Annotated in this window: 14 protein-coding genes; 7 read left to right on the top strand and 7 right to left on the bottom strand. The window is 70.7% G+C overall.

Annotated elements, in window-relative coordinates:
• Positions 1 to 11: 11 nt before the first annotated feature.
• Positions 12 to 1,040, top strand: coding sequence for an acyl-CoA dehydrogenase family protein (locus ACFSVL_RS41800; RefSeq protein ID WP_378312903.1), 1,029 nt, complete (start codon positions 12 to 14; stop codon positions 1,038 to 1,040).
• Here ACFSVL_RS41800 and ACFSVL_RS41795 read toward each other — a convergent pair.
• From ACFSVL_RS41795 to ACFSVL_RS41780, 4 genes are all read right to left on the bottom strand, one after another.
• Positions 1,024 to 3,864: a bifunctional acetate--CoA ligase family protein/GNAT family N-acetyltransferase gene (locus ACFSVL_RS41795; protein WP_378312901.1), complete on the bottom strand. Its 2,841-nt coding sequence runs from the start codon at positions 3,862 to 3,864 to the stop codon at positions 1,024 to 1,026. The two genes, ACFSVL_RS41800 and ACFSVL_RS41795, sit on opposite strands and share 17 nt — an antisense overlap.
• A gap of 455 nt (positions 3,865 to 4,319) precedes the next feature.
• Complete coding sequence (locus ACFSVL_RS41790; RefSeq protein WP_378312899.1) at positions 4,320 to 5,492, bottom strand: acetoin utilization protein AcuC; 1,173 nt, start codon at positions 5,490 to 5,492, stop codon at positions 4,320 to 4,322.
• Between the two features lie 57 nt (positions 5,493 to 5,549).
• On the bottom strand, positions 5,550 to 6,272 hold the full coding sequence (locus ACFSVL_RS41785) for a DJ-1/PfpI family protein (protein ID WP_378312897.1): 723 nt from the start codon (positions 6,270 to 6,272) through the stop codon (positions 5,550 to 5,552).
• A gap of 72 nt (positions 6,273 to 6,344) precedes the next feature.
• Positions 6,345 to 7,184 (bottom strand): sulfurtransferase, encoded by an 840-nt coding sequence (locus tag ACFSVL_RS41780; protein ID WP_378312895.1) that lies wholly within the window; start codon positions 7,182 to 7,184, stop codon positions 6,345 to 6,347.
• A gap of 109 nt (positions 7,185 to 7,293) precedes the next feature.
• On the opposite strand from ACFSVL_RS41780, the gene ACFSVL_RS41775 reads away from it, so the two are divergent.
• The 3 genes from ACFSVL_RS41775 to galE all read left to right on the top strand — a co-directional run bounded on the left by ACFSVL_RS41775 (position 7,294) and on the right by galE (position 10,268).
• Positions 7,294 to 8,016 (top strand): metal-dependent transcriptional regulator, encoded by a 723-nt coding sequence (locus ACFSVL_RS41775; protein ID WP_378312893.1) that lies wholly within the window; start codon positions 7,294 to 7,296, stop codon positions 8,014 to 8,016.
• Positions 8,013 to 9,197 (top strand): galactokinase, encoded by a 1,185-nt coding sequence (galK, locus tag ACFSVL_RS41770; protein WP_378312891.1) that lies wholly within the window; start codon positions 8,013 to 8,015, stop codon positions 9,195 to 9,197. Before ACFSVL_RS41775 ends, galK begins: the two co-directional genes overlap by 4 nt.
• 90 nt (positions 9,198 to 9,287) lie before the next feature.
• Positions 9,288 to 10,268 (top strand): UDP-glucose 4-epimerase GalE, encoded by a 981-nt coding sequence (gene galE / locus ACFSVL_RS41765; protein WP_378312889.1) that lies wholly within the window; start codon positions 9,288 to 9,290, stop codon positions 10,266 to 10,268.
• An 87-nt stretch (positions 10,269 to 10,355) separates the two neighbouring features.
• On the opposite strand, the gene ACFSVL_RS41760 is transcribed toward galE, so the two are convergent.
• Positions 10,356 to 11,465 carry a DUF4192 domain-containing protein gene (locus ACFSVL_RS41760; RefSeq protein WP_378312887.1) on the bottom strand — a complete coding sequence of 370 codons (1,110 nt, stop codon included), beginning with the start codon at positions 11,463 to 11,465 and terminating at the stop codon, positions 10,356 to 10,358.
• 204 nt (positions 11,466 to 11,669) lie between these two features.
• The gene (locus ACFSVL_RS41755) at positions 11,670 to 12,521 is read right to left on the bottom strand and encodes a M23 family metallopeptidase (RefSeq protein WP_378312885.1); all 852 of its coding nucleotides are present in this window, start codon (positions 12,519 to 12,521) and stop codon (positions 11,670 to 11,672) included.
• Between the two features lie 90 nt (positions 12,522 to 12,611).
• Between ACFSVL_RS41755 and ACFSVL_RS41750 the strand changes: the two genes are divergently transcribed.
• Together ACFSVL_RS41750 and ACFSVL_RS41745 are read left to right on the top strand one after the other, a co-directional pair.
• Positions 12,612 to 13,757, top strand: coding sequence for a sensor histidine kinase (locus ACFSVL_RS41750; RefSeq protein ID WP_378312883.1), 1,146 nt, complete (start codon positions 12,612 to 12,614; stop codon positions 13,755 to 13,757).
• Entirely contained in the window at positions 13,754 to 14,395 is a 642-nt protein-coding gene (locus ACFSVL_RS41745) for a response regulator (protein WP_378313204.1), read from the top strand. The genes ACFSVL_RS41750 and ACFSVL_RS41745 overlap by 4 nt, the downstream gene beginning before the upstream one ends.
• Here ACFSVL_RS41745 and ACFSVL_RS41740 read toward each other — a convergent pair.
• The gene (locus ACFSVL_RS41740) at positions 14,371 to 16,086 is read right to left on the bottom strand and encodes a Xaa-Pro dipeptidyl-peptidase (RefSeq protein WP_378312881.1); all 1,716 of its coding nucleotides are present in this window, start codon (positions 16,084 to 16,086) and stop codon (positions 14,371 to 14,373) included. The genes ACFSVL_RS41745 and ACFSVL_RS41740 overlap by 25 nt on opposite strands.
• 142 nt (positions 16,087 to 16,228) lie before the next feature.
• On the opposite strand from ACFSVL_RS41740, the gene ACFSVL_RS41735 reads away from it, so the two are divergent.
• Complete coding sequence (locus ACFSVL_RS41735) at positions 16,229 to 17,743, top strand: DUF4139 domain-containing protein (protein ID WP_378312880.1); 1,515 nt, start codon at positions 16,229 to 16,231, stop codon at positions 17,741 to 17,743.
• Positions 17,744 to 17,745: the final 2 nt, after the last annotated feature.

The raw sequence follows: 17,745 nt of genomic DNA, 5'->3' as shown, positions 1-17,745 counted from the left end.
GAGTTCTCCCGGTGGACTTCTCTCTCACCGAAGCACAAAACGACCTCTCCGCCCTGACCCGGCGCATCCTCACCGACCAGGTCACGGCGGAATCGCTGGGCCCGCACGGCTCCGGCGGTTTCGATGCTCCACTGTGGACTGTTCTGGCCCGCTCCGGCGTCCTCGACGCAGCCCTGCCTTCGACGGTCGGCGGCGGCGGTTTCGGGCTGCTGGAACAGTGTTCAGTCCTCATCGAGATCGGCCGCGCGGTCGCCCCGGTCCCCTACCTGTCGTCCGTCGTCCAGGCTGGCTCGGTGCTCACTGATCCGTTGCTGGCGGAACGATGGCTGCTGCCGGTCTCACGCGGCAAAGCCGTGCTCGCTGTCGCGCTGGGCGGGTCGTTCGTCGCTTCCGACGGACGCCTCACGGGCACGCAGACCGCGGTCCCCTTCGCGGCCTTCGCGGACGCCTTACTCGTCGAAGCCAACGACGGCGTGTACATCGTCGAGAAGGACGCTCCCGGCGTCACTGTCGAAGCGCAGTCGACCACAGACCACGCCGACGCCGGTTTGGTGACGCTGTCCGACGCCCCTGGAGTCGCTCTCGGCGATGTCGGCGAACAGCTGCGCCTTCGCGGCACTCTCGGTGCCTGCGCACAACAGTTGGGCGTCTTGGAGCGCGCGCTCGAACTAACCGCCGACTACACGCGCGAGCGCAAGCAGTTCGACAAGGTGCTGGGCAGCTTCCAGGCCGTCCGACACCGCCTCGCCGACGCGTACATCGACGTAGAAGCCGTACGGCTGACACTGTGGCAAGCAGCCTGGAAGCTCGCCGAAGGCCTCCCGGCGGCCGCTGACGTGGCCACCGCGAAGTTCTGGGCCGCCGAAGCCGGACACCGCGTCGCGCACACCGCAGTACACCTGCACGGCGGCGTCGGCATCGACGTGGAACACCCAGTGCACCGCTACTTCGCCGCCGCGAAGCGCCTGGAGTTCACCAGCGGCGGCGCGACCGAGCAACTGCTGGGATTGGGCGAACTGGTGGTCAGTCCAACGGCGTGATGTGCCGCAGCCGACGCGGTCCGGTATCCGGCCGCGTCGGCGGTGCGCCCACGACCAACCGTGCGTTGGCGACAAACGCCCCGTCCGGCGACGCGAGTATCGGATCCAACGCCAACGACCGCACCTCAGGGTTGTCCTCGGCAAGCGCCGCCACGCGCAACACCATGTCCTGCAACGCCGCGAGGTCCGCAGGCTCGTCGCCGCGATACCCAGTCAGCAACGGCGACGTACGCGGCTCACGGATCAGCGTCGCCGCGTCAACGTCCGTCAACGGCACCGCCCGATACGCGCGGTCGCCGAGCAGCGTGCTGACCAACCCGGACAGTCCGAACGAGACCAGCGTGCCGAACGACGGGTCGTCCTGCAGCCCGATCACGCACGACAGCCCCTTCGGCGCCATCTGCTGCACGTACACGTCTTCGTCGCCTGAGACCGCACACAGATCGCGGTACGCCCCGCGTACGGAGTCTTCGGACATCAGGTCAAGCCGTACCCCAGCGAAGTCCGGCCGACCCCGCAACCGCTCATCCACCGCCTTCAACGTGACGGGATACCCAAGCTCGGTCGCCGCAGCCACCGCTTCGCTTTCGCTGGACGCCACCCGGAACGGCACCACATTCACGCCGTAGCAACTCAGCAACCGCACCACGTCGTCGTCCGACAGCAACGTCGAACTGCCGTCCTCCGGCAACAGCTCGCGCACGATCTCCTGCGCCTGCTCGACATGCAGACCGCCAGGCCGCACCAACGTCCCCTGCGGCCGCTGCCGCCACGCGGCGTACCGCACCACTCGCGCCAACGCGTTCACCGCACGCTCCGGACTCGAGTACGACGGAATCGACCCACGCGTCGGCACCCCGTCGTCCGAAAGCACCGCGAGTTCGTCTGGCACACCTTCAGCGGCGAGGAACGTCGAGACGATCGGCTTCGACTGCTTCATCTCCGACACCGCTTCGCGCAACGCTCGCGCGTACGCAGCACCAGGAATCGCCACCGGCGGCGCGAAGACCGCTATCAACGCGTCAGTCTCCGGCGAATCCAACGCCTCCCGCACCGCCGTCGCAAACTCGTCCGGCCCGGCCTGCGGCCCGATGTCGACCGGATCGAACGCCAGCCGCAACCCCTCCGCCCGGGCAGTGTCGGCCGCCAGCAACCCGATCGCGCTGGAGTTCCCGACAATCCCGATCCGCGGCCCCGCCGGCAACGGCTGATGCGCGAACACGAGCGCCGTGTCGAACAACTGCGCCAGCGACTCGACGCGCACGACGCCTGCCTGCTCGAACAACGCCTGCACACTGGCCTCGTCGACTTCCGCTGACGTCGCCGCGAGCTGCGGCCGCACCGCATGCCGCCCCGACTTCACCGCGACGATCGGCTTCGACCGCGCCAACCGCCGCGCGAGCCGCGCGAACTTGCGCGGATTGCCGAACGATTCGAGGTACAGCAGCACCAGATCGGTGTCCGGGTCAGTCTCCCAGTACTGCAGCAAGTCATTGCCGGACACGTCGGCCCGGTTCCCCGCCGACACAAACGTCGACAGCCCCAGCCCGCGCGACCCCGCGTCCGCCAGAATCGCCGTCCCGAGCGCCCCCGACTGGCAAAAGAACCCCGTCCGCCCCCGCTTCGGCAACCGCGGCGCGAGCGTCGCATTGAGCCGAACGTCCTTCGCGGTGTTCAACACACCCAACGCGTTCGGCCCGACCACGCGCATCCCGTGCGCCCGCGCCTCGCCGACCAGCCGCAACTCCGCGTGCAACCCCAGCGGCCCAGACTCCGCGAACCCGCCAGACACAATCACCAACGTCTTGACGCCCTTGGCCAGACAAGCGTCCAACACGGACTCAACGGCCTCCGCGGGCACCGCCACCAACGCAAGATCAACCGGATCCGGAATGTCCAGCACGGACGGATAAGCCCGCACCCCGCGAACCGACCGATGCTCCGGATTGACCGGATAAACCGCCCCCGCGAAGTCCGCCGCGAGCATATTGGCGAACGCGACATGCCCGACCTTGGTGGGATCCGCCGACGCCCCGATCACCGCCACCGTGTCCGGATGCAGCAGGTTGTGCACGCTCCGCGCCTCCGCCGCCTGCTCCCGGGACCGCGCGACCGCGAGCGACTCCTCCGTCGGATCGATGTCGAACTCGAGATGCAGCACGCCTTCCTCGATCGCGCGGCTGACCTGGTAGCCGGCGTCGCGGAACACCCGGACCATCGCCGCGTTCTCGGCCAGCACCTCGGCCACGAACCGCCGCAACCCGCTCTCGGACGCCGCCGCCGCGAGGTGCTCCAGCAGAATCGACCCGAGCCCCCGCCCCTGATGCTTGTCGTCGACAACGAACGCAACCTCCGCCGACGGCCCCTGATCGAGCCGCTCGTAACGCCCCACCGCGACCACGTCGTCCCCCAACAAGGCGACAAACGCGACCCGATCGTGGTGGTCCACGGTGGAAAACCGCTCAAGATCACGCGGTGGGATGCGCGGATAGGCCCCGAAGTACCGGAAGTACCGCGTGCGATCGGAAAGCCTGCCGTGCAACGCGACGAGCCCATCGGCGTCGCTGGGGACGACGGGTCGCAAGTGGACAGTGCCACCGTCGGAGAGGACTACGTCGGCTTCCCAATCGCGGGGGTAGTCGTAGGGATCGCGCTTTCCGCCCGCCGCGGCGCTTTCCGCTGCGGTGTTCTCCGCGGCGGCGCTTTCCGCGGCAGTGCCGTTCGCAGCGGCCGTTTCGCCAACCGCTGCGCCACCGCCCACGCCAGGACTCCCTGCCGAACCCTCGCCCGCCGCAGCGTCGCCCGCTCCGGACTCGCCAGACATCGCATCGCCTCCCGCTGGCGCCGAACCCCCTGCCGAACCAGACCATCCCGAACCCGCGCGCCCACCCGCCACCGGGTTCTCACCGGATGCGCCAGGTTCGCCGCTCCGCGCCGATCCGCCCGGCACATCGCTCTCCCCTCGCTCGCCGCCAGCGGCCGGAGCCCGGCCAAACCCACGCGGCTCACCACCCCACGCAGGCCCGCCCGGCACACCGGATTCCCCGCGCCCGCCGTCGACAGCCGAAGCCTCGCCAAACCGACGCGACTCACCACTCCACGCAGATCCGCCTGGCACACCGCTCACTCCGCGCCCGCCGCCAGCAGCCGCGCCACGCGATCCGGTGCGGCCGTCCGGACTCTGCGCGCCAAGCCCGCGCGTCGTGCGGCGGGAGTCGGCAGCGGGATCGCCCGGGCCAGGAGCGCCGGAACCGGGATGGCGAGGTTGGTCGGGCATGGTCAGTCCCTCGGATCGTCCGGGTCGAGGCCGTGCAGCGGGAAGACCGCGCGGCGGGTGTCGCGGATCGCGATGTCCACCGGGTCGTCGGCGCCGTCGCCCCAGGGTTTGAAGGCGGTGTCCTTGCCGTCGGTCATCGCGGCGGGGAGGTCGGCGGACGGGGCGGCTCGCTGGACCGTCGAGACCCAGCCGGGCGGCAGCGGCGTCTCCGGCGGGACGTCGCGGTCCAGGACCGTCGCCATCAGGTGCGTCCACGAGCGCGGCACCACGCGGATCAGCTGGTATCCCCCGCCGCCGACGGCGAGCCAGCGGCCGTCCGCGCAGCGTTCGGCGAGGTCGCGCAGCGTGGAGTAGATGGTGCGGTGGCCGTCCACGGACAGGGACAGGTCGGCCATCGGGTCTTCCTCGTGCGAGTCGACCCCGCATTGGGTGACGAGCAGCTGCGGCCGGAATTCCTTCAGCACAGCCGGAACCACCGCGTCGAACGCCCGCAGCCATCCCGGGTCCCGCGTGTGCGGCGGCAGCGGGACGTTCACCGCTGTGCCCGCCGCGTCGCCCTTTCCGACTTCGGCGGAGTAGCCGGTGCCAGGCCAGAGCGTGAACGGGTGCTGGTGCATCGAGACGGTGAGGACACGCGGGTCGTTGTAGAAAGCGGCCTGGACGCCGTCGCCGTGGTGCACGTCGGTGTCGACGTACGCGATGCGGTCGAAGCCGTGGTCGAGCAGCCACGAGATGGCGACCGCGCAGTCGTTGTAGACGCAGAAGCCCGACGCGTGGTCGCGCATCGCGTGGTGCAGCCCGCCCGCGATGTTGACCGCGCGCCGGACCTCGCCGTCGGCGATCTTGCGCGCGGCGAGCAGCGTCGAGCCGACGACCAGCGCGGTCGCGTCGTGCATTCCAGGGAAGACCGGGTTGTCGTCCGTCCCGAGCCCGTGCCCGACGTCCCATCCGACGAGCGGAGCTTCCCGCACCGCCGCCAGGTACTCGGGCGCGTGCACGCGCAGCAGTTCCTCGTCGCCCGCCGCCGTGGGCACGAGCAGCTCGACCCCCTCGAGGACGCCCAGCTCGGTCGCCAGCCGCACGGTGAGGTCGAGCCGGACGGGGTTGAACGGATGTTCCCCGCCCAGGTCGTACTTCAGCAGCGACGGATCCCAGACAACGGCGGGCGACGACATGTCCCGCACTGTACTTCCCCGCCGCGCCCCGAGCCGGGTTCCGCGACGGGGCCGGACTCAGCCGCGAGTCCAGACGACGCCGCGCGCTTCGTACTCGAGCATCTCCTCCAGCCCGGCCGCCGCGTCGGCGCCGAGTTCCCGTTTCACCAGCCACAGAGCCAGGTCCAGGCCGCTCGTGATGCCGCCCGAGGTGACCACGTCGCCGTCGTCGACCACGCGGGCTTTCTTCACTACTCCGCCCTGTTCGACGAGCGTCTTGACGGCGCCGTGGTGCGTCGTGCACGGACGCCCGCGCACCAGCCCGGCAGCGCCGAGCAGAAGCGTGCCAGTGCAGAGCGACGCCAGAGTCAGCCCTTTGCGCCGCGCGCCGGCGAGTGCGTCCGGCAGCACCCCGCGGTCGATCTCCGTCCAGATACCCGGCCCTTGCCGCTTCGCATAACCGCCTCCCGGCACGACGATGATGTCGGCGTCCTGCGGGGACCAGCCGCGTTCGACTTCCACCTTCGTCCCGTATGCCGCGCGCACGACACCCGGTCCGTCCACGCGCACGTACGAAACGTCCGTGCCGCGCTTCGCGTGCATGCCCGCCGCGGAGAACACCTCGTACGGACCGGCGAAGTCCTGCTCCTCCACACCGTCGAACAACACGACCTGCACCCGCAACGGCCGCCGCCCCGCCGCAGCGCCGGGCTCAGCCGATGCCTCGGCCGGCACCGCGGATGACGCCGCCATCGCCGCACCAGCCGCCGCCGACCCGCGCAGGAATGTCCTTCGCTCCATGAACGCCGCCTCTCGCCCGGAAAAACCTTCCGGACGAGAAGTCGGCGAACAGCGCGGAAAGTTCCGGCGAAGTCAGCCGCGTCCGGGCCCCGTGGCCGCCGGACGCTCCGGATCGCGCGACCAATGCGACCACGACCCGGCATACAGCGCGGCCGGCTCCGTCCGTCCCGCGACCTCGAGCGCGAGCACCACCGACGAAGCCGTGACGCCCGAACCGCAGTAGGCGCCCGCCGGAACCCCGTCGGCCAAGCCCAGCGACGCGAACCGCTCGGCCAGCTCGGACGGCGACCGCCAGCGCCCGTCCGCGCCGACGTGCTCGGCCGACGGCGCGCTGACCGCACCCGGGATGTGCCCGGCCCGCGGATCGACCGGCTCGGTCTCGCCGGTGTAGCGGACGTGCGCCCGCGCGTCGAACAGCACGCCTTCGCGGGCGAGCGCCGCCGCATCGTCCGCCGACAGGACGGGCATGCCGCCCGGCCTGACCTCGATGTCGCCCGGCTCCGGCGACGGCACGTCGGCCGTCACTTCCCGCCCCTCGGCCAGCCACGCTGCGTAACCGCCGTCGAGCACCGCCACCTCCGAATGGCCCACCCACCGCAGCAGCCACCAGGCGCGCGCGGCGACCGAACCGTCCGCGTCGTCGTAGACGACGACCGGATGCCCGGCCCGGACCCCGGCTTTCCGCAGCTCACGCTGCAGGACTGCGGGGTCTGGCAGCGGATGGCGGCCGCCCTCGCCGGGCGGCGCGGCCAGCGCGGTGTCGAGGTCGACGAACACCGCTCCGGGCAGGTGTCCCTCCTGGTAGGACTCCGCGGCGGGCGGTCCGCCGAGCCGCCAGCGGACGTCCAGCACGACAGGACGCTCGCGAGCGGGGAACGCGGCGAGCTGGGCGGGCGAGAGCAACGCATCCATGGGCCCATCCTGCAGGTCCGGCGGCTGTTCGCGCATCAGGGCAGGACTTTTCGCCGCGGCCGGGTCGTTACGCCGAGGCGGGCCGTCGCTGTCGGGGCCAACGACTACGATGAGCTACGCGGACGAAGGGGACAGCGTGAACGATCTCATCGACACCACCGAGATGTACCTGCGTACCATCTACGAGCTCGAAGAGGAAGGGGTCGTCCCGTTGCGGGCCCGGATCGCGGAGCGCCTGCAGCAGAGCGGGCCCACCGTGAGCCAGACCGTGGCCAGGATGGAGCGCGACGGGCTGGTCGTCGTCGCGGACGACCGGCATCTGCAGCTCACCGACCACGGCCACGACCTCGCCGTCGCGGTCATGCGCAAGCACCGGCTCGCCGAGCGCCTCCTCGTCGACGTGATCGGCCTCGAGTGGGAGCACGTGCACAACGAGGCGTGCCGCTGGGAGCACGTGATGAGCGAGGCCGTCGAGCGCAAGCTGGTGAAGCTGCTCGACCACCCGACCACGTCGCCGTACGGCAACCCGATCCCCGGCCTCGACAAGCTCGGCGACGGAGACCCCGCGCCGCGCGCCGAGGACGGCCTGGTGCGCCTCGACGAGTTCGCCCGCACGGGCGGCGGCGAGGTGGAGATCCGCCGCATCGCCGAGCACGTGCAGCTCGACGAGTCGCTGCTCACCGAGCTGCGCACGGTCGGGATCGTTCCCGGCGGGTTCGTCACGGTCGGCAAGGCGTCCGGGGGCAGCGCCACCGTCGAGGTCAAGGGCACCGAAAGCACGGCGCAGGTGTCCACCGCGGCGCTGCACGCCGTGCTGGCGCTCGCCAAGTGACGCCGGCGACCGGCGCGGCCCGCGCGTTCCGGGAGGTCCACGGGCGGGCCCCGGCAGGGGTGTGGTCCGCGCCGGGCCGGGTGAACCTGATCGGCGAGCACACCGACTACAACGACGGTTTCGTGCTGCCCTTCGCGCTCCCGCACCGGCTGGCCGCGGCCGCGTCCCCGCGCCGGGACGGCAAGCTCCAGGTCGCCACGCTCGGCGACGACGGGCAGCTGCAGCACTCCGGCCCGCACGACATCGCCGCGCTCGAACCGGGTTCGGTGACGGGCTGGGCCGCGTATCCCGCCGGGGTGGCGTGGGTGCTGCGCGACCAGGGTTTCGCCGACGGCGCCGACCTGGTCGTGGCAGGCGACGTGCCGTCCGGGGCCGGGCTCTCCTCCTCGCACGCGCTGGAATGCGCGGTGTCGCTGGCCTTGCTCGGCGTCGCCGGGGTCGAACTCGACGACGGCGGCGCGGGGACTCCGGAGCGCCCGGAGATCGCGCGCTGGGTGCAGCGGTCGGAAAACGACTACGTCGGGGCCCCCACCGGGCTGCTCGACCAGACGGCGTCGCTGTGCTGCGAAGACTCGCGGGTGCTGTTCCTCGACGTCCGCTCGGGCGAGATGGAGCAGGTGCCGTTCCCGCTCGCCGAGGCCGGCCTCCGGGTGCTGATCATGGACACCCGCACCAAGCACTCCCACGCCGACGGCGGCTACGGCGCGCGGCGGCGCGGCACCGAGCGCGCCGCGGAACTGCTCGGCGTGAAGGCGCTGCGCGACGTGTCCCTCGACGGGCTGGACGAGGCCCTCGCGCGGCTGCCCGAGGATCTGGTTCCGCTGGTGCGCCACGTGGTCACCGAGAACCAGCGGGTGCTCGACGTGGTCGCGTTGCTGCGCGAGAAGAAGCTCGCCGAGATCGGGCCGCACCTCGACGCCTCGCACGTCAGCATGCGCGACGACTACCGGATTTCGACGCCCGAACTCGACCTCGCGGTCGGCTCGGCCCGGTCGGCAGGCGCACTGGGCGCGCGGATGACCGGCGGCGGGTTCGGCGGCTCGGCGATCGCGCTGGTCCGCGACGAGGATCTGGACGGAGTCCGCGCCGCGGTCGAAACCGCCTGCGAGCAGGCCGGGTTCCGCCGCCCGCGGATGTTCACGGCGGTGCCGTCGCGCGGCGCGGGCCGCGACGAGGCCTGATTTCCGGAGCAACCCCCGGAGGGCCCGTCGCGTCGTCTTGAGGGGAGACTGTGCCGCAGAGTCGCCACCCCTCAGCAGAAAGGCCTTGACGTGACGGACCAGCAAAGCCCCCTGAAACTTGTCGTGACGGGCGGCGCGGGGTACGTGGGCAGCGTGTGCGCCGCCCGCCTCATCGAAGCGGGTCACCAGGTCACCGTGGTGGACGACCTGTCGACCGGGCACGCGGACGCGGTGCACCCGCAGGCGCGCTTCGTCGAGGGCGACGCCGCCGAGGTCGCCGCCGACCTGCTCGGCGAAGGGTTCGACGGCGTGCTGCACTTCGCCGCGAAATCGCTGGTGGGCGAATCGATGGCCGACCCGGCGAAGTACTGGGAAGGCAACGTGGTCACCTCGCTGCGGCTGCTGGAGGCGATGAAGCAGCACGGCACGCCACGCCTGGTGTTCTCCTCCACCGCGGCGACCTACGGCGAGCCCGACGTGTCGCCGATCCCGGAAACGGCCCCGACGCAGCCGACCAACACCTACGGCGCGTCGAAGCTCGCCATCGACCACGCGATCACCAGCTTCGCCCGCGCCCACGGCCTGGCCGCGGTCAGCCTGCGGTACTTCAACGTCGCCGGCGCCTACGGCGCGTTCGGCGAACGGCACACCACTGAAACCCATCTCATCCCTCTCGTCCTCCAGGTCGCCACCGGCGACCGCGAACACATCTCCATCTACGGCGACGACTACCCGACGCCCGACCACACGGCCGTCCGCGACTACATCCACGTGGTCGACCTCGCCGACGCCCATCTCCTCGCGCTGCGCCACGCCGTCGCCGGCGAGCACCGCATCTACAACCTCGGCAGCGGCACCGGGTTCTCGGTGCTGGAGGTCGTGGAAGCCTGCCGCCGGGTCACCGGGCACGCGATCCCCGCCGTGGTGGCCCCCCGCCGCGCCGGCGACCCGTCGGTGCTGGTGGCCTCGAGCGACAAGGCCAACGGCGAACTGGGCTGGACGCCCAAGCTGACCGACCTCGACGGGATCGTGTCGGACGCTTGGCAGTTCACCCAGTCGCGTCGTTCCTGAGGGGCTTCCGGCCCGACGCAGCCCGGCCTCGTGAGTGGCTATGCCGGTTAGAACCGGGATTGCCACTCACGACGGCCCCAGCGTCGGTCAGCTCGGCGGCTCCGGTCTTCGGCCACGTCCCTGCCCCGGCTCAGCAGCGCTCCCCGGTTCCGGCGGCGGGTCGAGCCCGAGGTCCACAGCCGTGCCGAAGTCCGCCAGGCCGGTCAGTTTCGCCGGGTCCGTGCCGATGTTCCACACGGCCTGCAGCAGTTGCGCCACCAAGTGCTCAGGATCGGCTTCGACGGCGTTCGCCAAGGCCATCCCGGCGAGCGCGCCTTCCCCGCGCATCAAAGCGGCGTAGCCGAGCAGGATGCCAGCCTCGGCCCGATGCGGCGGGGGCAGTTCGCGGACCAGGGTCAGCCATAGCTCCTCGGCCTCGCGGGTCAGCGACGTCTGCGGTGGGACGGCCAGGGCCAGACAGGCGTCGCGGACGGCGGTGAAGGTCAGCGCGTGCGCGAGTCGGACGGCTTGGTCGTCGTCGGGTGGGCCCGCGCCTCGGCGGTGGCGGAGGAAGGCGTCGCGGAGTTCGGTGACGGCGGCGTCCAGGACATCGCTCTGCGACATATCCGGGCCACGCAGCGGTTCCGGGTCCGAGGCCAGCAGTTCGGCCCGGCGGGTGATCGCTTCCGGGGACCGGGGTTTCAGTACCGCAGCCAGCTCTTCGCGGCTGCGGAAGACTACGAAACCCGCCTCGGTGGTCGCGGCGGCGAGGACGGTTTCCTGCGGATCCGGGAGCACGCCTTGGCAATCCGGGTCCAGGTAGCACGACCATCGGGCGCCAGGGGCGACCTCGGGTGTCCACAAGGCATGGAACAGGCGGAGTTTGTGCTCGGATAGCGCACGGGTCAGCTCGTCGATGAGTTCTGCGTGCGGTGGGCCGTGTTCGTCCGCTGAGCCGCCGACGATGACGGCGGTGACGCCGCTGTGGTCCAGGGCCGCGAAACGCGGGATCAGCGAATCCACTTGCGCCGCTTGGATTTCCCGGGGCGGGAGGTCGGCCCGCACGGTGAGGCCGAGCGTGGTGCCGGGGACGCGGTGGCCCAGCAGCACCAGGGAATCGTCAGGGCGGAAAGCGAGCAGGTACGGGAGCGAGGCGATGAGGTCGGCCGGATTGCTGAGGGTGGCCCGGGTGATGCCGGGCGGCGTCGAGGTGGTCACGCCTCCACTGTGCGCCGCCGATGCGCGAATCGGGACCAGCACGGCAAATCTGTGGACGGCGACAGGCCGTTGTGGACAACCACGGTGCCGGAAGCGCTAACAAGAAAGAATTGTCGGGGGTGTGTGCATCAACGCCGCACAAGGACTGTCCACAGTGGAACAGAGCTGCCGGGGCCGGTCGAAAATCCGGCCCCGGCAACTGGTTCAGCCGCAGTGTTCGAACGGGCTCTCGTATGCCGAGGAGCCGACCGAACCGCCCCACTTGACGCACGTCGAACCGGCGTTCTTCTTCACCGGGCCGGCGTAGTAGGTGAAGTTCCCCGAATCCGTCGCCCTGGTCGAACCCTTCACCTCCAGGAACGCCGACGCCGCGCTGGCGGTCCCGAGCGAGGTCGCCTTCAGGGTCGTCACGCAGTTCTCCTTGGAGGACGCGTTGTACAGCAGGTACGCCGTGCCCGCGGTGCCCAGCGCCTGCTGGTCGATCACCGAGAAGCCCGACCCGCACACCTGCGTCGCCGAGTACGGGTTGCCGCCGCAGCCGTTCTTGCTCGTGAAGTCCTTCTTGCCGAAGTACGGCACCGCGACGCCGTTCAGCACGGCCTTCTGCGTGACGCCGTTGAGGTTCTCCTCGAAGTGCAAGTGCGGGCCGGTCACCCCGCCGGTCGCGCCCGCCTTGCCGATCTCCTTGCCCTGGCCGACGCTCTGGCCGACCGAGACTTCCTGCGCGGACAGGTGCGCGTACCGGGTCCGCCAGCCGCCGCCGTGGTCCAGTTCGATCCAGCGGCCGTAGCTGGTGCTGCCCTCGTTCGCGACGCGCGTGACCTTCCCGGGCGCGGCCGCGAGCACCGGCATGCCGGTGATGCCGGACTTCTGGAAGTCGACCGAGTTCGCCGGATTGTGGCCGCTGAAGGTCGCCGCGGTGACGGTGACGCCGCATTTGAACGGCACCTGGAAGTTCGGCGCCGCCGACGCGCTCGGCTGGGCGGCGAGCGTCAGGCCGCACACGGGCAGGGCCACCGCGGCCGCGGCCGCCGCGAACCGTCTCACTCTGGACATGGGGCGTACCTCCTGGTGGGGGAAATGTCCGACACCCGCCAGCCAAGCCCGAGCCAGTACATTTTCCGTACAAGACGACAGGGAGGGCCCATGGGCATACCGGCGGGCCCGCTCGCCAAGCTCGCCAAGGCGCGGCGGCGGTTCGAGGGCGCCGACTGGGTGCGCTGGGGCGTCCTCGCCGTGCCGGCCCTGTTCGCGATCCCGGACGCGCGGCCCTGGACGTGGCCGCTGATCGCGCTGGTCCTCGTCCTGTCCGTCCCGGCGCTCTGGCTCATCCGGGAGTCGCGGCCGCGCTGGCTGATGCCCGCGACCATGGTCGCCGTCGTCGCGGCGGCCGGCGCCCTCTGGATCCTGCAGCCGAGCAGCTGGACCTCGACGACGATGTTCGGCGCCGTCTTCTACACGCTGCGCGTGTCCGACCGGATCGCGGCGGCGGTCTCGCTCGCGGTGGCGTCGGCGGCGATCCTCGTCTGGTCGATCACCTACGACCTCGACTGGCTGAACGCGCTCGCCCTCTTCGCGGTCCTCGTCGTGATGGTGCTGCTCGCCGCCAACCGCCGGAGCCGCGCGGAGCGGCTGGAGCAGACCGAACTCGCGCTCGCCCGCGCCCAGACCGCCAGCGAGGAGCACGCCCGCGCGGCCGCTCTCGCCGAACGCACGCGCATCGCCCGCGAGCTGCACGACGTCCTCGCGCACTCCCTCGCCGGTCTCGCGCTCAACCTCCAGGGCGCGCGTCTGATGCTCGTACGCGACGGCGCGAGCGAAGAGTCTCTCGCGCAGATAGAACGCGCACAGAAGCTGGCGACAGACGGTCTCGCCGAAGCGCGCAAAGCCGTCGCCGCGCTGCGCGAAGACGCCGTACCCGTCGAGCGCTCGATCTCGGACCTTCTCACCGCGTACAGGCTCGACACCGGCTCTCGCGCCGACCTGACGATCGAAGGTGAACCGCGCGAGCTAGACGCGGCTGTCGGCACCACGGTCGTACGCGCCGTACAGGAAGCCCTCGCCAACTCGCGCAAACACGCGGGCGGTCCCGCTGTCGACGTCACTTTGGCCTTCAAGACCGACGAAGTCGACTTGACGATCTTCGACCACCAGGGCCACCGTCCGCCGGAGCCGCCGTCGCCGGGATACGGTTTGCGAGGCATGGGCGAGCGGGCCGCACTGCTGAACGGGAAGCTCGAATGCGGCCCTGGGGAGGACGGATGGCGGATTCAGCTGACGGTGCCGGCGTGACGCTTCGCGTGGTGCTGGCCGACGACCAGGCAGTAGTGCGCGAAGGGCTCGCCACGCTGCTAGGGCTGTTGCCGGGCATCGAGGTCGTAGGCGCGGCGGCAGACGGCGTACAGGCGCTTGAGCTGGTCGCAGCGCATCAGCCGGACGTACTGCTCGTCGACCTTCGCATGCCGAACCGCGACGGCGTCGAGACGACTGAGCTGGTCCGCGCGCAGCATCCGAAGACCGAGGTCGTCGTGCTCACCACGTACGCCGACGACGATTCCCTGCTCGCCGCGCTCAAAGCCGGTGCGCGCGGGTTCCTCACCAAGGACGCCGATGCCGACGCGATCGTCCGCGCGCTCCGCTCAGCGGCGGCTGGTCAGTCCACTGTGGACGGTACGCTCCAGCAGCGGCTGGTAGCCGCCGCGACGAGCCGTGCCCCAGTGCGCACGAAGGAGCTGGAAGGCCTCACCTCGCGCGAAGTCGAGGTGCTGCGGCTGATCGCGGCCGGCCTGTCGAACACGGAGATCGCGCGCGCCCTCGTCGTCAGCGAAGCGACGGTGAAGACGCACGTCAACCACCTGTTCTCCAAGGCTGGCCTGCGCGACCGCGCCCAAGCCGTCGCCTTCGCCTACCGCGCCGGCATCGCCGAGTAGAGCGTCTTCCTCCCGCCGACGATCGGCAGCGTCACCGTCGTCCCGGTCAGGTCCAGCGACAGCCCCGCGCCGGGCTCCGGCCGCAGCGTGAAGTCGTGGTCGCTGGACGCCAGCACGAACTCCAGCTTGTGCCCGGCGGCGACGATGTAGTCCTTCGGCATCAGCGAAACCTCGATGCGGTACCGCTGACCGGGGGTGATCGGCGACGTGACGTCCGGGCTCTCCCGGTTCTGCGGGTCCGTCCAGCCCCGGCTGATCACGTGGGACGTGCCGTCCGGCGCGCGGTCCAGCAGCACGGCGGTGACGTTCGCGGCGGGCCGGTCGAACGACAGCCGCAAGTCGGCCTTCGCGGCGCCGGAAAGCCGCACTGGCTCCGCGAACGCGGAAGTGCGGTAGCGCAAGCGGTTCCCGGACGACGCCGCGTCGGCGAGCTGTTCGATCTTCTTGCTCGCGTCGTCGGCCAGCGTCTCGACGGTCGGACTGCCCGGCACCGGCTGCCGGTCGAGTGCCCCGGTCGAACGTCCGCCCGGCCACGGGTGCAGCTGGACGTCCGAGGTGCCCGGCGCGGGCCAGTCGGCCTCGTCGATCCACGACTTGTCCTCGCGCTGGATCGTCGCCTTCGGCTCGTGCTCGATGCCGTTGTCGATGCCGTAGAGATAGTGCGACATCCACTTGTTCAGCGTCGTGAGCCAGACGTCGCGGCGCAGCGAGATCGGGTCCGCGTGGCCGGACTGGTGCAGCCAGATCTTGTGCTCGACGCCGTGCTTCTTCAGCGCTTCGTACCAGGTGGCGACCTGCTCGGTCTTCACGTTCCAGTCGTTCAGCCCGTGCACCGCGAGCACCGAGGCGCGCACCTTGCCGACGTCGTTGCGGTAGTTCCGCACGTTCCAGAACTCGCTGTAGTCCCCGGTCAGCCGGTCCTGGTCGGCGGTGAGGCCGTCGAGCACCGGACGGCAGACCTGGCGGTCGGCGCGCGAGTAGACGTATCCGGCGAGCACGTCCGTGTCCTCGCCCTGGTAGCCGCCGGGCGCGACGACCGCGCCCGCGTTGCGGTAGTACCCGTACCAGCTCGAAATGGCGGCGATCGGCACGATCGTCTCAAGCCCTTCGACGCCGGTGCTGGCCACCGCGTTGGGCAGCGTGCCGTTGTACGACACGCCCATCATCCCGGCCTTCCCCGTGCTCCAGCTCGCCGCGACGGGCGCTCCGGCCTGGTTGCGCGCTTCGGCGCGGCCGTTCAGCCAGTCGACCACCGAACGGGCGCCGACGGTCTCGTTCACGTCGCCGGTCGTCGGACAGCCGGTGGACAGCCCGGTGCCGAGCGATTCGCCGTACACGACAGCGAATCCGCGCGCGGTGAAGTAGTTCTGGTAGCTCCACCCGATCGGCGACGCGACGTGCGGGCCTGGCACGTACAGCTCGGTGTCGACCTCGTGGTTCGGGATGTTGTTGCCGCCTGCGAAGTACGGGCTCGCTTCGTACACGACCGGGACCTTCATGCCCTGCTCAGTAGCGCGCGGACGCACCACCTGCGCGTGTACGAGGTCAGCCTTGCCGTCGTGGTCGCTGTCGACGGGCGCGGCGACCCAGACGTCCTCTCGGATGACATCAGCCGGATCGAAGACCGGCTGTGCCTGACCGTCGGTGAAGACCGGCCCCGTCGGCGAAGCCGCTTCAGCGACCGCGGGCACGGACAACGTGGCTACTGCGACGAAAACGGCAGCAACTCGAGCAGCGACTCCCACCAGTACCCCCCAAGCCGGACGAAGCAGGCGAGCAAGCTTTGAGACTTCCGCCAACCGCAAGCTGCGTCAACCGACTAACGTCGGAGCCATGGACGCATCGATCGTCACGGTCACGGTCTATCCGCAGCACGCGCGCGTCACCCGCCGCTGTCAGGTCACTCCCGCGGACGGGTCCCGCATAGAGGTCACGGGCCTCCCCCTGTCGCTCGACGCTGCTTCGGTGCGTGTCAGCGGCGCGGGCGACGCCTTGGTCACCGGCGTCGACGTCACGTACGCACAGCACGCCGAGCCTGCCGATCCAACCCTGCGCGCGCTCGTGGAGCAGCGTCGCGCGGACCAAGCGACTGTCGACGAAGTAGCGGACGACGAGAGCGCGGCGTCGGCGCGCGTCGACCTGTTGACCGGCGTCTCGCGACGCAGCGGAGCGAGCTTCGCGAAGGCGTTGGCCGGAGGCGACGCTGAACCTGGGCGTGTCCAGGAAGTGAGCGAAGCGCTCAGCACGCAGTTGGCCGCAGCGCTCAAGGAACGTCGCGCGCTCACGACGAAGCTGGAACGGCTGCGCGAAGACCTCGCCGCGCTCGAACGGCAGATCGAGACCCGCAGCGCACAGTCCGAACAGGACAGTTCGACCATCGTGGTGGAGCTGGAATCCCCTGCCACCGCCGACATCGAACTGTCCTATGTGGTCCCTGGAGCGCGCTGGGAGCCCGGGTACGACGTACGGGTGCGCGGCACCGACGTCACGGTCACCTCGTACGGCCTCGTCAGTCAGCACACCGGCGAGGACTGGCCGGAGTGCGAGCTGACGCTGTCCACCGCACGCCCGGCGAACACCGTCGTGATCCCAGAACTCCAGCCCTGGTACCTAGATCGGCAGCAGCCTGAGCGGCAGTCGATGGTGCGCGCACCTGCCGCGATGGCGTACGGCGCAGCGGGAGGCGGTCGAGACGGCTTCGCCGCGCACGTCGCCGAAGTGGAGCAGGGCACCACCGCGGTCACCTTCCGCCCGGCCCGCCCCGTCGCGATCCCGTCCGGCGCGCAAGGTCATCGGACGACGCTCGCGCAGCTGGACCTCACCGCGGAACTGGACTACGTGACAGCACCGACGGAGGCCGAAGAGGCCTACTTGCGCGCGAAGGTGGTTAACACCGCCGAACACACGCTTCGCGCCGGACGCGCGGCAGTGTTCCACGAAGCCGAATTCGTCGGCAGCACACAGCTAGAGCTGTGGGCTCCCGGCGAAGAACGCGAACTCGCGCTGGGCGTCGACGACCGCATCCGCGTCGAACGCGAGCTGGTCAAGCGCAGTGCCAGCAAGGCCGCGATCACCGGGCAGCGCCGTCGCGAAGCCGACTACCTGACGACCGTCACCAACCACAGCCCGCGCGAAGCCGTAGTGGCCGTACTCGACCAGGCCCCGGTCTCCCGGGACGACGCGATCACCGTGCGGGACCTGCGGCTCAGCCCGGAGCCGGTCGAGCGCACCGAACTCGGCCAGTTCACCTGGCGGCTCACGATCGCGCCCGGGGCGTCCGCGACGGTCTCCCTCGGCTACCGCGTGGACGTCGCGAAGGGCGTCGAACTCAGCGGCTGGCGCGAGTGAGT

This window comes from Amycolatopsis silviterrae (assembly GCF_042684085.1).
GTDB lineage: Bacteria > Actinomycetota > Actinomycetes > Mycobacteriales > Pseudonocardiaceae > Amycolatopsis > Amycolatopsis silviterrae.
The sequence above is the reverse complement of the archived record's forward strand: the minus strand, read 5'-3'. Positions and strand labels throughout refer to the sequence as shown.

Excerpts from the sequence above, each read along its gene's own strand:
- ACFSVL_RS41755 (WP_378312885.1), bottom strand. The coding sequence starts at position 12,521 with ATGTCCAGAGTGAGACGGTTCGCGGCGGCCGCGGCCGCGGTGGCCCTG.
- ACFSVL_RS41775 (WP_378312893.1), top strand. The coding sequence starts at position 7,294 with ATGAGCTACGCGGACGAAGGGGACAGCGTGAACGATCTCATCGACACC.
- ACFSVL_RS41780 (WP_378312895.1), bottom strand. The coding sequence starts at position 7,184 with ATGGATGCGTTGCTCTCGCCCGCCCAGCTCGCCGCGTTCCCCGCTCGC.
- ACFSVL_RS41790 (WP_378312899.1), bottom strand. The coding sequence starts at position 5,492 with ATGTCGTCGCCCGCCGTTGTCTGGGATCCGTCGCTGCTGAAGTACGAC.
- ACFSVL_RS41785 (WP_378312897.1), bottom strand. The coding sequence starts at position 6,272 with ATGGAGCGAAGGACATTCCTGCGCGGGTCGGCGGCGGCTGGTGCGGCG.
- ACFSVL_RS41795 (WP_378312901.1), bottom strand. The coding sequence starts at position 3,864 with ATGTCTGGCGAGTCCGGAGCGGGCGACGCTGCGGCGGGCGAGGGTTCG.
- ACFSVL_RS41750 (WP_378312883.1), top strand. The coding sequence starts at position 12,612 with ATGGGCATACCGGCGGGCCCGCTCGCCAAGCTCGCCAAGGCGCGGCGG.
- ACFSVL_RS41735 (WP_378312880.1), top strand. The coding sequence starts at position 16,229 with ATGGACGCATCGATCGTCACGGTCACGGTCTATCCGCAGCACGCGCGC.